The sequence below is a fragment of the Vibrio sp. ABG19 genome (assembly GCF_029962385.1).
In the GTDB taxonomy this organism is placed as follows: Bacteria; Pseudomonadota; Gammaproteobacteria; order Enterobacterales; family Vibrionaceae; genus Vibrio; species Vibrio ostreae.
The window spans coordinates 1,857,704-1,871,285 of the sequence record NZ_CP071708.1; the positions used below are offsets into that span (position 1 = coordinate 1,857,704).

At 51.6% G+C, this 13,582-nt stretch carries 11 protein-coding genes and 1 other annotated feature; of the genes, 8 read left to right on the forward strand and 3 right to left on the reverse strand.

Annotation, left to right across the window (positions count from 1 at the left end; all coding sequences use genetic code 11):
- Positions 1 to 449 precede the first annotated feature (449 nt).
- The 3 genes from J0X00_RS14840 (at position 450) to J0X00_RS14850 (ending at position 4,484) form a co-directional block, all read left to right on the forward strand.
- A complete protein-coding gene (locus J0X00_RS14840) occupies positions 450 to 1,373 on the forward strand; it encodes a TIGR01212 family radical SAM protein (RefSeq protein WP_282477095.1) in 924 nt (307 codons plus the stop codon).
- 317 nt (positions 1,374 to 1,690) lie between these two features.
- A complete protein-coding gene (gene arcB, locus J0X00_RS14845; RefSeq protein WP_282477096.1) occupies positions 1,691 to 4,036 on the forward strand; it encodes an aerobic respiration two-component sensor histidine kinase ArcB in 2,346 nt (781 codons plus the stop codon).
- A 1-nt stretch (position 4,037) separates the two neighbouring features.
- Entirely contained in the window at positions 4,038 to 4,484 is a 447-nt protein-coding gene (locus J0X00_RS14850; protein ID WP_218562290.1) for a hypothetical protein, read from the forward strand.
- Positions 4,485 to 4,515: 31 nt separating this feature from the next.
- Here the strand turns inward: J0X00_RS14850 and J0X00_RS14855 are convergent, their stop codons facing one another.
- Both J0X00_RS14855 and arcA read right to left on the reverse strand, forming a co-directional pair.
- Positions 4,516 to 5,709, reverse strand: a complete 1,194-nt coding sequence (locus J0X00_RS14855) for an ISL3 family transposase (protein WP_282476786.1) — start codon at positions 5,707 to 5,709, stop codon at positions 4,516 to 4,518.
- 212 nt (positions 5,710 to 5,921) lie between these two features.
- Positions 5,922 to 6,638 carry a two-component system response regulator ArcA gene (arcA, locus tag J0X00_RS14860; RefSeq protein WP_136483376.1) on the reverse strand — a complete coding sequence of 239 codons (717 nt, stop codon included), beginning with the start codon at positions 6,636 to 6,638 and terminating at the stop codon, positions 5,922 to 5,924.
- 319 nt (positions 6,639 to 6,957) lie between these two features.
- Between arcA and J0X00_RS14865 the strand changes: the two genes are divergently transcribed.
- Together J0X00_RS14865 and J0X00_RS14870 are read left to right on the forward strand one after the other, a co-directional pair.
- Positions 6,958 to 7,347: a DUF3293 domain-containing protein gene (locus J0X00_RS14865; RefSeq protein WP_136483377.1), complete on the forward strand. Its 390-nt coding sequence runs from the start codon at positions 6,958 to 6,960 to the stop codon at positions 7,345 to 7,347.
- 28 nt (positions 7,348 to 7,375) lie between these two features.
- Positions 7,376 to 7,867, forward strand: coding sequence for a putative 4-hydroxy-4-methyl-2-oxoglutarate aldolase (locus J0X00_RS14870; protein WP_168796957.1), 492 nt, complete (start codon positions 7,376 to 7,378; stop codon positions 7,865 to 7,867).
- A gap of 26 nt (positions 7,868 to 7,893) precedes the next feature.
- On the opposite strand, the gene J0X00_RS14875 is transcribed toward J0X00_RS14870, so the two are convergent.
- A complete protein-coding gene (locus J0X00_RS14875; RefSeq protein ID WP_136483379.1) occupies positions 7,894 to 8,358 on the reverse strand; it encodes a hypothetical protein in 465 nt (154 codons plus the stop codon).
- Positions 8,359 to 8,653: 295 nt separating this feature from the next.
- Positions 8,654 to 8,772 (forward strand) — a sequence feature (Thr leader region).
- Positions 8,773 to 8,803: 31 nt separating this feature from the next.
- Between J0X00_RS14875 and thrA the strand changes: the two genes are divergently transcribed.
- The 3 genes from thrA to thrC are packed head-to-tail and all read left to right on the forward strand — an operon-like array spanning position 8,804 to position 13,518.
- A complete protein-coding gene (thrA, locus tag J0X00_RS14880) occupies positions 8,804 to 11,263 on the forward strand; it encodes a bifunctional aspartate kinase/homoserine dehydrogenase I (RefSeq protein ID WP_136483380.1) in 2,460 nt (819 codons plus the stop codon).
- Between the two features lie 18 nt (positions 11,264 to 11,281).
- On the forward strand, positions 11,282 to 12,238 hold the full coding sequence (thrB, locus tag J0X00_RS14885; protein ID WP_282477097.1) for a homoserine kinase: 957 nt from the start codon (positions 11,282 to 11,284) through the stop codon (positions 12,236 to 12,238).
- Complete coding sequence (gene thrC / locus J0X00_RS14890) at positions 12,235 to 13,518, forward strand: threonine synthase (RefSeq protein WP_282477098.1); 1,284 nt, start codon at positions 12,235 to 12,237, stop codon at positions 13,516 to 13,518. Before thrB ends, thrC begins: the two co-directional genes overlap by 4 nt.
- The last annotated feature ends 64 nt before the right edge of the window (positions 13,519 to 13,582 follow it).

Here is a 13,582-nt window from a genome sequence, read left to right on the forward strand (position 1 = left end):
CAGCCAGTGTGGCCGGTTCGCTTCCTTTCCGTCTCTCACAGGAAAAGTTTTGTGAGAAAAACAATCCTTAGTGATATCCCTTTTATCGAACCACTTTCCTAGTGGTTTATATAGGTAGGCGCGGAATATCACCGATAATTTGCGAAGTTTTGTGTTGTAAACTAATCAAAAAACCACGCAAAACTGTAAGTATCCTACAATTTTGTTGCACGAAAATGCAACGAAAAGTGTCCTTTTTGGGGCGTTTTTTTTGTTTTCAAATGCATAACCTGTATAACACGAATGCAACAATAGTGAATAAAGGCAGTTTTTAATGAATGTTTATTGATTTCTGCCAGAGAAAATTTGCCCTCATGTTCCTAATATTTCAGCCAAAATTTGTAATTTAATTACATAAATCGAAGTGAGATTTATTTTCATTTGTGAACAACGGAAAAGTAAGGGTTAGCATGCAACTGCACCAGTTAGTCAATACCATCGGCCAGGATCTGCAGCGCCGCTACGGCGAAAAAGTGCATAAGCTGACTTTGCACGGCGGATTCAGCTGTCCGAACCGTGACGGCACCATCGGCCGCGGCGGCTGTACTTTTTGTAACGTGGCCTCGTTTGCCGATGAACAGAGCCAGGTCAAAAGCATCGCTGAGCAGTTACACGACCGGGCCGGTGAAGTGCGGCGCGCGAAAAAGTATCTGGCCTATTTTCAGGCCTATACCAGCACTTATGCCGAAGTACAGACCCTGAAGAGCATGTACGAACAGGCGCTGCAGACGGCGGATATTGTCGGCCTGTGTGTCGGTACCCGGCCCGATTGCGTGCCGGATGCGGTGCTGGAATTGCTGGCCGGTTATGTAGCGCAGGGCTATGAAATCTGGCTCGAACTTGGCCTGCAAACCGCCCGGGAGCAAACATTGAAACGCATTAACCGCGGCCATGATTTTGCCTGTTATGCAGAGATGACCGGCCGTGCCCGCGCGCTAGGGATTAAAGTCTGCACCCATATGATCGTCGGCCTGCCTGGCGAGAGCCGGGCCGATAACCTCACCACCCTGGATAAGGTGCTGGCGGTCGGGACCGACGGCATTAAGCTGCACGGCCTGCACATTGTTGAGGGCAGCACCATGGCGAAAGCCTGGCGTGCCGGTCGTCTGCAGGCGCCGCAGCTGGATGATTATGTCGCTACGGTCTGTGAGATGATTCGCCGCACTCCGCCTGAGGTGGTGTTTCATCGCGTCACCTCGGCAGCGCGGCAGCCGACCCTGCTGGCGCCGCTGTGGTGTGAAAACCGCTGGCTGGCGATGACGGCCATCGGCCGTACTCTGGACCGGGATGGCGCGCAGGGGTCGCTGCTCGGCCGGCCGTTTCATCTGCCGTAGCACTCGTTTTCATCTGCCGTAGCACTCGTTTTCATCTGCCGTAGCACTCGTTTTCATCTGCTGTAGCACTATTTTCATCTGCCGCAGCGCTCGTCTTACCCTGATATAGCACTCGTCTTCCTGTCCCGGCGTTGCGAGCGGCCGGGCTCCGGCAGCGATTGTCTCCTTATGGCTGAAATCGCTGCTCATTGCTCCGATTTTTCAACGGGTTGTGAAGCCAATGGCTGACGCCTGACCTTGAAACACGTTAGACTAGTCGCTGCGGGCAATGGCCCCGTGCGGCCTCAAGCCGTCGAATTTTTGCTGCGGAGCATTGAATGAAACCGATGAAGAATCTCGCTCAGTATTACGTTGACCTGTTGGTGAAACTGGGCATTTTACGTTTTTCTATTTTGCTGGCGCTGGCCCTGGTTGCGCTGGCGGTGGTGGTTCAGGTCGGGATCACCCTGGCTCTGAATGGCTATGTCGACGATATCGATATTGTACGCTCGGTGTTTTTCGGCCTGCTGATCACACCGTGGGCGGTCTATTTCCTTTCCGTGGTGGTCGATCAACTGGAAGAGTCGCGCCAGCGCTTATCTAAACTGGTGTCGAAGCTGAAAGACATGCGCTCCCGTGACCAGGAGCTCAATCAGAAGCTGCAGATGAACATCGTCAAGCTCAATCAGGAGATCGAAGAGCGCATCAAAGCGGAAGAAGCGCGCGAGATGGCGATGGCTGACCTGGAAAATGAGGTGTTTCAGCGTGAGAAAACTCAGATGGAACTGGCTGAGCGTACTGCGCTGCTGCGCTCGTTTATCGATGCGTCACCGGATTTGATTTACTACCGTAACGCCAAAGGCGAATTCTCGGGCTGTAACCGTGCGATGGAAGAGCTGACCGGCAAACGCGAAAGCGATCTGGTCGGTCTGACGCCGTGGGATGTGTACCGCAAAGAGATCGCCCAGTCGATTGTCGAAACCGACCAGGAAGTGTTCCAGAATAACCGCTCGCTCACCTATGAGCAGTGGCTGGAATATCCGGACGGACGCAAAAATTACTTCGAGCTGCGTAAAGTGCCGTTTTACAGCAAAGAGGGCCGCCACCTCGGGCTGGTTGGTTTCGGACGCGACATCACCGAACGCAAACGCCATGAAGAGTCGCTGGAAAAAGCCAGCCGTGACAAAACCACCTTTATTTCCACCATCAGTCATGAGCTGCGCACTCCGCTGAACGGTATTGTCGGCCTGAGCCGCATGCTGCTCGATACACCGCTCGATCCGGACCAGCGTAAGCATATGCAGACCATTAACGTCAGCGCGGTGACTCTGGGCAATATCTTTAACGATATCATCGATATGGATAAGTTCGACCGGCGTAAACTGGAGCTGTTCCCGGCACCGCTCAGCTTTGAGGAGTTCGTGGTTGAGCTGGAAAGCCTGTCGGCTCTGATGGCGGAGCAAAAAGGGCTGCGTTTCGATCTGGAACGTCTCACCGATCTGCCGGCGCTGGTTGAGGTGGATGCGACCCGCCTGCGTCAGGTGCTGTGGAACCTGATCAGCAATGCGATGAAATTTACCAAAGAGGGCGGGGTAGTGATGACCGTCAGCGCCGATATTGAAGATGGTCAGGCTTACATCGTGATGGACATTGAAGATACCGGCATCGGCATTCCGGAAGCAGAACTGGATAAGATTTTTGCCATGTATTATCAGGTTAAGTCCGGCAAAGACAACCTGCATGCCGTCGGCACCGGTATCGGCCTGGCAGTCTCACGTCAGCTGATTAACCTGATGGGCGGTGATATCACGGTCAGCAGCGAAGAGGGCTTTGGCAGCACCTTTACCGTCAGCATCTGTGTACCGCTGGCCCAAGAGAGCGAGCCGCAGCAGGGCCCGCTTGAGCATAAGAGCCTGAATATCTTTATGGTCGAAGACATTGAGCTCAACATTACCGTAGCACGTTCGCTGCTGGAAAGCCTGGGTCATACCGTGTCAGTGGCCATGACCGGTGAAGAGGCCAAACAGAAATTCGATCCTGCGGCCTTTGATCTCGCCTTCCTTGATATCCAGTTGCCGGACATGACTGGCTTTGACGTCGCCCAGTATTATCGCGCGACGTACCCTCAGCTGCCGCCGCTGGTGGCCCTGACCGCCAACGTGCTGAAAGACAAAGCTGAGTATCAGCGCAAAGGTATGGATGAAGCGATTAGTAAGCCATTGTCGGTGAAGGCGGTGCAGGAAGTGATCAATAAACTGGTTTATCAGCATACCGAAGTCCCCCAGGAGACTAATATGCCGACAGAAGCGCCGCAGGATGGTCATGATGAGCTGTATAACCGCCTGCTCGATCTCAGTATGCTGGAGTCATATGTTGAGATTGTGGGCCCGCAGCCGGTGCTCGACAGCATTGAGATGTTTGAGCAGATGATGCCGGACTACATCGAGATCCTCGACTCCAATATGGTAGCGAAAGATCAGGATGGTATCGTTTCGGAAGCGCACAAGATCAAAGGGGCGGCAGGGTCAATTGGTCTGAAACACATTCAGAGTGTGGCGCAGAAAGCGCAGTCGCCGGATGCGCCGGCCTGGTGGGAGAATATTGAAGACTGGGTCGATGAAATTAAAAACGAGTACCTGAACGACATTGAGGTATTAAAACAGTGGTTAGCGCAAAGGAGATAACATGAAGAAATGGCTTTTATTGTTGGCGACCTTAGGTTTAGTCGCCTGTTCGACCCCGAATGTGAACTGGCAGCAGGGCAACCTGGCCATGATTGAACAAACGGCGATTCAGCTCGAGAGTAATCTCTGGACCGATCAGATGCCTAAAGCCGGCGCCGGTGCGCAAAGCCAGAATCTGAACGGAACTTTGCGCCTGGAAACGTCCGATCAACTGCCAGCCGATCTGACGGTCAGTGAGATCGTGATTAAACAGGGCGACTCGATGTGGATCATTGATGGTGACATGGTCGAGCTGCGCACTGAGAGTGATAACCGCTGGGAAGTGGTGTTCCAGAGCGGCAGTGAAGTGAATATCGACCGCAGCGTCAGTGTCGCGCTGGGTCTGAGCGACAGTCAGGGCGAGATCTGGCTGGTGCAGCACAAAGTGAGCATTGATAAAGTGTACTGATACTGACCGATCTGCGGCTAACAAAAAAGGTTCATCGCGGCTTTCCGGGGAAAGCCGCTTTTATCTTTAAAAAAAAGTAATCGATATCTCGGTAACCGTAGCCCATTCGTTTGATTAACTTTATTTTGTTGTTTATCCCTTCGAGCGTACAGGTATTGAGTGGGTAGCTTGCAGAAGCAACGATGCCATGAAGATACGGTTTGAGCTTTCTCGCGAAGTCCATAAGCGGCTTGATCCCGCTTTCTTGAACTTGCTCCCACCATACGTCCCATAAGTCTTCCGCTTCTCTTTCCGACTGGCACCTCCATAACTCTTTAAGCTGAGAGCCAAGTAAATACGTCACCATTAAGTCCTTGTTCATGCTCAGTATCTCACTCAGATAGCTCTCCTGCTTACCGTCTAAATTAGCTCTGTTTTTGAGGAGAACCCAGCGTGAACGTTTCACCCATTGGCGCGTTTTCTTGTCCTGTTTGAGTTGATTAGCTTGGTCAACTCTGACTCTATCCATCACTTCCCGGCCAAATTTGGCGACCACGTGGAATAAGTCGTACACAATGCGGGCGTTAGGACAATGTTGCTGCACTTCAAAGTCGAAAGCCGTATTCATATCCATTGCAACCGCTTCTATGTTCTGGCTATGCTCACCGAGTAATTCAAAGAAGGGACGGATATCTTTTCGGCTGCGTCCGACGCCTATCCAAAGCACTTGATGCGTCTTAGCATCCGCGATAACAGTGGCATAACGATGTCCCTTGAAGAGAGCAAACTCATCCATGACCAGTTGTCTCAGCTCTGCCCAGTTAACCTCTGGCACCACATGTTGCAGCCGACGCTTATCTATCGCCTTAATCGTATGCCAATGAACCCCCGTCATCTGGGCAATATGTTTGATAGGAAGAAGAGGCAACAACTGCTCAATGTAACTTCTTAAGCGGTTAGTCAGGCGAGCAAAAGGTTCAAGCCAAGAAATAGATTCGGTTTTGATACCGCAGTCAGGGCACTTGATACGCCTTGTTTGTAGGGATAGCTCGACGGGTACGCCGAGAATCATCGCTTCCTTAATCGTGCGCCACTGATAATCATGTATGGCTTGAACATGTTGCCCACATGAACATCGAGCAGTTGTGCTGGGTTGGAGAGTAATCGTGATGAGAGAAGACGTTTGTACAGACTTTACGACATGAAAGCCTTCCCAGAACGATGATAGGAAAGTATGATTCGGCATGAAAACGGTAGTTTGTGTAAGGTTGTGTTTGGCGATGTAACCTTATCACTTACTACCGTTTTTGTTTTAAGTTCCCGCTAATCCGCGATGAACCACAAAAAAGCCTCTGCTAATGCAGAGGCTTTTTCATCTTTGTGAGCTGGTGAGGCGAGATCCGGTGCTGCATAAGGTCGTTATGGCAGCGGCGCTGACACCTGCTGGCAGAGCCTGGATTACTCTTCCAGGTCGCCGCAGAAGCGGTAACCTTCACCATGGATAGTGGCGATGATTTCCGGCGTACCGGTTACCGATTCAAAGTGTTTACGAATGCGGCGGATGGTAACGTCTACAGTACGGTCATGTGGTTTCAGCTCACGACCGGTCATTTTCTTCAGCAGATCCGCACGAGTCTGGATCTTGCCCGGGTTTTCACAAAAGTGCAGCAGGGCACGGAACTCTGAACGTGGCAGCTTGTAGCTGTCGCCGTTAGGATTGATCAGTGAACGGCTGTTGATGTCGAGAACCCAACCGTTGAATTCGTATTTCTCAACCGAGCGTTTTTCTTCGTGGCTGCTGCTGGCGTTCATCGAACGGCTTAGCAGATTACGGGCACGAATGGTCAGCTCGCGTGGGTTAAACGGTTTAGTGATGTAGTCATCTGCACCGATTTCCAGGCCAAGAATTTTGTCAACTTCATTGTCGCGACCTGTCAGGAACATCAGGGCTACGTCCGCTTGCTCACGCAGTTCGCGAGCCAGCAGCAGGCCATTTTTACCTGGCAGGTTGATATCCATAATCACCAAATTAATGGCGTTATCGGTCAGCACATGGTGCATCTCTTCACCGTTACTGGCCTCAAAAACAGCGTAGCCCTCTGCTTCAAAAATACTCTTCAGAGTGTTACGAGTCACCTGCTCGTCTTCAACGATAAGAATCTGCGGGGTTTGCATTGGCGGTACCTAAACTTGTGAAAAAAATGTGCTAATAGAACTTATTCTAGGCAAAAACATAACATACAAGTAATTTTATGTTGATAATAAACCAAAGATTTTCGTGATTATGCTGACTTTGGTTGCCCGCCTTCCATGGATAACACTAGCCATTGAGATCCAATATCCCACTGGTTCTACTAGTCTTTAAAACGAATTCTATAATGTTAACAGCTTGCTAACAACGGCCTGATGTTAATTCCAACAACTTTGTTGATTTATATCAAGGGTTGAAATGTAACAGATATGAATAGTAATAACGAGTTGTAAAAAGACGAGAATGAGCACTATCGACCCAAGATTATGGCAGGCTTACCAAAATGTCTGTTTTTGCTTTGAAAACGAGACGTTATTTGCCTCTTTTGCGGTAATTACCGCATGGAACCCGAAAAGTATTCGGTTGTCAGACAGTGAGAATTGCGTAAATAATCAACGTTTACAGCAAACCATAGCCAACTATGATTGGAGTAGAGTCCGGGTCGGCGACCCAAGGTTTGACTGGTTTGAAGACAGTTTTGCCGTAGCCATGCCTTTAGCTGCAGCGCTGCAGCTGGCCACTGAGTTTGGCCAGAATGCGATTTACTATATCAGCGACGGCGAGTTGTGGCTGCACGCTTGTGTGCCTCATCAGGCGTATTGCCTGGGCCCGCTGCGCGATAAATTACCATAATAAGCCCAGCAAGAATCATGGAGGAATGATGAGAGATATAACACCGGATATTTGTGATAAATACCAATCCAAGGTAACGCTGCTTGAGTTGCCACTGCAAAACTTTGGCATGCGCAGTGCGTTCTGGGGCGAGATTGTCACCGTACGTTGCTACCATGATAATTCTAAAGTCAAAGAAGTCCTGAGCCGTAATGGTAAGGGTAAGGTGCTGGTGGTCGACGGCCACGGTTCTTGCCGCAAAGCGCTGATGGGCGATCAGATTGCCATCAGTGCGATTGAAAATGAGTGGGAAGGGGTGATCATCAATGGCGCAGTGCGTGATGTGGTGACCATGTCGCAAATCGATTTAGGCATTAAAGCGCTGGCCGCCTGTCCGTTCAAAACCGAGAAACGCGGTGCCGGAGATATCAACGTCAGCCTCAATATCCACAATCAGATGATTCATCCGGGCGATTACATTTATGCCGATTGGAATGGTGTGCTGCTCTCCCAGCACCAACTGGATTTAAGCTCTCTTTGAGTCAGACTGACTGAGTCCGATTGACGTCAGAAACGAAAGCCGATACCGACCTCAATGCCTTGCTGCCACTGCTGATAATCCAGTGTGGCACGCAGGTCGAGATTGTCTGACAGACGCAGGCTGCTGGAGAGTTCGGCTGAGAGGGAGTCATTGCCATTCTTACTGTCATCATCACTGCGGTTGAGGGAGTACACGGTACTTTTCAACGATACCCGCTCGGTCAGTTGATAGCGCACGCCGCTGAGAAAACCATTTTCTCCGCCGTTAATCGATGAATTGACCCGCGCACCAACATACAGGTCGACATCGCGAAAAATGTTGTACATGTAGCCACCATCAATCACCCAACTGTCAAAGCCCTGATTGTCCTGTTCGGTGGTGAAAAACATGTTGTGTGGTGAGGTGACCTGCTGCGATGGCAGCGAGGGAAGGGTGATGGCTTGCGCCGACAAGGCGAAGGCGAGGCAAGATATGCCGAGAATGACTTTCATTCACCCCTCCTTATCATTTTTATCGTTGTCTGCTGTCCACTGCACTGCGTTTAAGTAAAGCACAAAATCGGCGGGGCTGCCGAAGAAATAATCTGATTCTGAATCATCAACCTAGCGTATACCCGCTTCGGCCATAAAGCAGTTATATGAATCATGATGATTTGAAGCTTTAGGCGATAATTTTGAAAAAGAGGCCAAAAAATCAAATTTTTCGTTGACTCTTTAAGCAAAAATAGGTTAAACGTAAGGGAACGCAAACACACGACTTACGCAAGAATTCATATGTTTACAAACAGCCTAGTAGTAATGACCACCACCATTATTATTACCGACATTACGCATGTTGGGGCAGGCTGCTGAGCGTAAAATTTTCGAAAAAAGGCCTGTACCCCAACCGGTACAGGCCTTTTTTTATACCAGTTTTTTACAATATTCGGAGGAAGGGATGCGAGTATTAAAGTTTGGAGGTTCATCGTTAGCTGATGCTGACCGTTTTTTAAGAGCGGCCGATATCATTGCCAACAATGCACAACAAGAAGAAGTGGCAGTGGTGCTTTCAGCGCCGGGTAAAACCACCAACAAGCTGGTGGCCGTGATTGAAAATGCACTGCGCAACGGCGAAGCTGAACTCCAGGTCGCAGAACTGGAAACGTCATTTCATGAGCTGTTTGCAGCGATTAAAGCGGTATTACCGAATATCGATGGTAAAGACTTCGAGCAGCAGGTCAGCACAGCCATGGCGCAACTGCGTCAGTATGTGCACGGCATGAGCCTGCTGGGCACTTGCCCGGATTATGTTAATGCCCGCATCATCAGTAAAGGTGAGCGCATTTCTATCCAGCTGATGAAAGCGGTGATGGAAGCGAAGGGGCTGGCCGCTAACCTGATTGACCCGGTGCAGTACCTGCTGGCCAAAGGCGACTATCTGGAAGCCATGGTGGATGTGGATGCTTCCACGCAGCGCTTTAAACAGAACCCACTCCCAGCCAATCACGTCAACATCATGCCTGGCTTTACTGCCGGCAATAAAAAAGGCGAGCTGGTGTGCCTGGGCCGTAATGGTTCTGACTATTCGGCGGCGGTACTGGCAGCTTGTCTGCGGGCTGATTGTTGTGAAATCTGGACCGATGTCGACGGTGTCTACAACTGTGATCCGCGTCTGGTCGACGATGCGCGTCTGCTCAAATCACTCAGCTACCAGGAAGCGATGGAACTGTCTTACTTCGGTGCGTCCGTTCTGCACCCGAAAACCATCGCGCCGATTGCCCAGTTCCATATCCCTTGTTTGATCAAAAACAGCTTCAACCCGCAAGGTCCGGGCACGCTGATTGGCCAGGATACCGGTGAAGATAAACTGGCGATCAAAGGCATCACTACCCTGAACGATCTGACCATGGTCAACGTCTCCGGCCCGGGGATGAAGGGCATGGTTGGTATGGCGAGCCGAGTGTTCGGCGCTATGTCTGCTGCGGGTGTGTCGATTGTGCTTATCACTCAGTCTTCTTCTGAGTACAGCATCAGCTTCTGTATTGAAGCGCAGCACAAAGCGCTGGCCCAACAGGCGCTGGCCGAGTCGTTCGAGCTGGAACTGAAAGATGGACTGCTCGAGCCGGTTGAGTTTATCGATGACCTGTCGATCATCACTCTGGTTGGTGATGGCATGCGCACCACACGCGGCGTGGCGTCACAATTCTTCGCTTCACTGACCGAAGCGCACGTCAATATCGTGGCGATTGCCCAGGGCTCGTCTGAGCGTGCGATCTCAGCGGTGATCCCGGAAGATAAAGTGTCGCTGGCGATCAAATCGTGCCACGAAAATCTGTTCAACTCGAAACACTTCCTCGATGTGTTCGTGGTCGGTGTCGGCGGTGTCGGCGGCGAACTGGTTGATCAGATCCATCGTCAGCAAGCGAAACTGGCAGACAAAGGTATCGTGATCCGCGTGTGCGGTCTGGCGAACAGCAAAGGCCTGCTGCTGGACAGTGACGGTCTGCCGCTGGAGCACTGGCGTGACCGCATGAACGATGCTTCAGAAGAGTTCTCACTGGCGCGTCTGATTGCCCTGGTGCAACGCAACCACATCATTAACCCGGTGCTGGTCGACTGTACGTCAAGCGATGAGATTGCCAGCCAGTATGCAGACTTCCTGTCGGCCGGTTTCCACGTGGTGACACCGAACAAGAAAGCCAATACGGCCAGCATGGCGTACTACCATCAGTTGCGTGAAGTGGCGCGCCACTCACGTCGTAAACTGATGTACGAGACCACAGTTGGCGCCGGTCTGCCGGTCATTGAAAACCTGCAAAACCTGATTGCCGCCGGTGATGAGCTGGAGAAATTCAACGGTATTCTGTCCGGTTCGCTGTCGTTTATCTTCGGTAAACTCGATGAAGGGCTTTCTTTCAGTGAAGCCACCACAGTCGCCAAAGAGAAGGGTTTCACTGAGCCGGATCCGCGTGATGACCTGTCCGGTATGGATGTGGCGCGTAAGCTGCTGATCCTGGCACGTGAAGCGGGTATGGTGCTGGAGCTGGCGGATGTGAATGTCGAGCAGGCTCTGCCTCCGGGCTTTGATGCGTCAGGCAGTGTGGAAGATTTCATGGCTCGTCTGCCGCAGGCGGATGCGTACTTCAAGTCGCTGTGTGATGAAGCGGCTAAAGAAGGCAAAGTGCTGCGTTACGTGGGTGAGATCAGCGACGGCCAGTGTCACGTGCGTATTGCGGTGGCCGATGAAAACGATCCAATGTTTAAGATCAAGGATGGCGAGAACGCGCTGGCATTCTACAGCCGTTACTATCAACCAATTCCTCTGGTACTGCGCGGCTACGGCGCGGGTACCGAAGTGACTGCGGCCGGTGTATTTGCCGATGTGATGCGTACTTTAGGCTGGAAATTAGGGGTTTAATCAATGAGTTCAAGTGATATGAGTGTCGTCGTTTATGCTCCGGCATCGATTGGTAATGTCAGTGTCGGTTTTGATGTACTGGGGGCCGCGGTGTCCCCGGTGGACGGCACTCTGCTCGGCGACCGCGTGATGGTCAAAGCGGGCAGCGCAGCGTTTACTCTGCACACGGCTGGTAACTTTGTTGCTAAACTACCGACCGATCCGAAAGAGAATATCGTTTACGACTGCTGGACTGTGTTTGCCCGCGAACTGGACAAAAAGCACATCGCACTCAAACCGCTCGACATGACACTGGAAAAGAATATGCCGATTGGTTCCGGCCTTGGCTCCAGTGCCTGTTCTATCGTGGCCGCACTCGATGCGCTGAACCGTTTTCACGGTCAGCCGCTGAATGAAACCGAGCTGCTGGCGCTGATGGGCGAAATGGAAGGCAAGATTTCCGGTGGCATCCACTATGACAATGTGGCGCCGTGTTATCTGGGCGGTGTGCAACTGATGCTGGAAGAGCTGGGTATCATCAGCCAGGAAGTCCCGTGTTTTGATGACTGGTACTGGGTGATGGCGTATCCGGGCATCAAGGTCTCCACCGCCGAAGCGCGCGCGATTCTGCCGGCGCAGTATCGTCGTCAGGATATTATTGCCCATGGCCGCTATCTGGCCGGCTTTATTCACGCTTGCCATACCGGTCAGCCTGAACTGGCGGCAAAAATGATCAAAGACGTGATCGCAGAGCCGTATCGTGAGAAACTGCTGCCTGGCTTTGCGCAGGCGCGTCAGTACGCGACCTCTGCAGGCGCTCTGGCCACCGGTATCTCGGGCAGCGGCCCGACCCTGTTCAGTGTCTGCAAAGATAAAGAAGTGGCTGAGCGTGTTGCGCGTTGGCTGGAACAAAATTACGTCCAAAATGAAGAAGGATTCGTGCATGTTTGTCGTCTCGACAAGCAGGGTTCGAAAGTGACAGGAAGTGAGCTATGAAGCTTTACAACATAAAAGAAAATGATGAACAAGTTTCCTTTGGCCAAGCCGTGCGCCAAGGGTTAGGCCGTAACCAGGGCCTGTTTTTCCCGTCGGAACTGCCTAAGTTTGATGACATCGATGCGCTGCTGGCGCAAGACTTTGTCGCGCGTAGCACCAAGATTTTGTCGGCACTGATTGGTGACGAACTGGCAGAAGAGCAGGTCAACGCTATGGTCGATGCGGCATTTCAGTTCCCGGCTCCGATTAAGTCAGTCAAAGACGGCGTGTACGCACTGGAGCTGTTCCATGGCCCGACTCTGGCGTTCAAAGACTTCGGTGGTCGCTTTATGGCGCAATCACTGGCTGCCGTCTCTGACGGCGGTAAAATCACCATCCTGACCGCAACGTCCGGTGATACCGGTGCAGCAGTAGCGCACGCGTTTTACGGCATGGAAGACATCAATGTCGTGATCCTGTATCCGAAAGGCAAGATCAGTCCGCTGCAGGAAAAACTGTTCTGTACCCTGGGTAACAATATCCACACTGTGGCGATCAACGGTGATTTCGATGCCTGTCAGGCATTGGTGAAAAAAGCCTTTGATGATGCTGAGCTGCGTAAGCAGATCGGTCTGAACTCAGCAAACTCGATCAACATTAGTCGTCTGATGGCGCAGATCTGCTACTACTTCGAAGCTGCCGCGCAGCTGAGCAAAGCTGAACGCGAAAACCTGGTGATCTCGGTACCAAGCGGTAACTTTGGTAACCTGACTGCCGGCCTGCTGGCGAAAGCACTCGGTTTGCCAATCAAGCGCTTTATCGCGGCAACGAATGCCAACGATACGGTGCCTCGTTACCTGCAAACCGGTAAATGGGATCCCAAGCCAACGGTTGCCACCACCTCAAACGCCATGGACGTCAGCCAGCCGAACAACTGGCCGCGTATCGAAGAGTTGTGCCGCCTGAAAGACTGGGGTCTGGAAACTCTGGGTAAAGGCGCAGTGCTGGATAACGAAAGTGCTGAATCGGTGAAAGAGCTGCACGCTCTGGGTTATTTGTGTGAGCCACACGGTGCAATCGCTTACCGCGTCCTGAATGAACAGCTTCAGCCGGGTGAAACTGGCCTGTTCCTGTGTACCGCGCATCCGGCGAAATTCAAAGAAGTGGTGGATGATATTCTGCAGTCAGATATCGAACTGCCGGCTCCTCTGGCCAAGCATGCGGCGATGGAGCTGCTGTCGGTGGATCTGGATAATGACTTCGACGCGCTGAAATCGCTGCTGGTTAATGTGCAGTCTTAATCGGCCGATACAGAGCGACGGTTTGTTCTGGGTGAGCAAATGAGTCGTTGTGCCACAGTAAATA

What these genes read in the sequence shown, in the direction of transcription:
- J0X00_RS14840 (WP_282477095.1), top strand. Translation starts at nt 450, where the DNA reads ATGCAACTGCACCAGTTAGTCAATACCATCGGCCAGGATCTGCAGCGC.
- arcB (WP_282477096.1), top strand. Translation starts at nt 1,691, where the DNA reads ATGAAACCGATGAAGAATCTCGCTCAGTATTACGTTGACCTGTTGGTG.
- J0X00_RS14865 (WP_136483377.1), top strand. Translation starts at nt 6,958, where the DNA reads ATGAGCACTATCGACCCAAGATTATGGCAGGCTTACCAAAATGTCTGT.
- arcA (WP_136483376.1), bottom strand. Translation starts at nt 6,638, where the DNA reads ATGCAAACCCCGCAGATTCTTATCGTTGAAGACGAGCAGGTGACTCGT.
- thrB (WP_282477097.1), top strand. Translation starts at nt 11,282, where the DNA reads ATGAGTGTCGTCGTTTATGCTCCGGCATCGATTGGTAATGTCAGTGTC.
- J0X00_RS14870 (WP_168796957.1), top strand. Translation starts at nt 7,376, where the DNA reads ATGAGAGATATAACACCGGATATTTGTGATAAATACCAATCCAAGGTA.
- thrC (WP_282477098.1), top strand. Translation starts at nt 12,235, where the DNA reads ATGAAGCTTTACAACATAAAAGAAAATGATGAACAAGTTTCCTTTGGC.
- J0X00_RS14850 (WP_218562290.1), top strand. Translation starts at nt 4,038, where the DNA reads ATGAAGAAATGGCTTTTATTGTTGGCGACCTTAGGTTTAGTCGCCTGT.
- thrA (WP_136483380.1), top strand. Translation starts at nt 8,804, where the DNA reads ATGCGAGTATTAAAGTTTGGAGGTTCATCGTTAGCTGATGCTGACCGT.
- J0X00_RS14875 (WP_136483379.1), bottom strand. Translation starts at nt 8,358, where the DNA reads ATGAAAGTCATTCTCGGCATATCTTGCCTCGCCTTCGCCTTGTCGGCG.
- J0X00_RS14855 (WP_282476786.1), bottom strand. Translation starts at nt 5,709, where the DNA reads ATGCCGAATCATACTTTCCTATCATCGTTCTGGGAAGGCTTTCATGTC.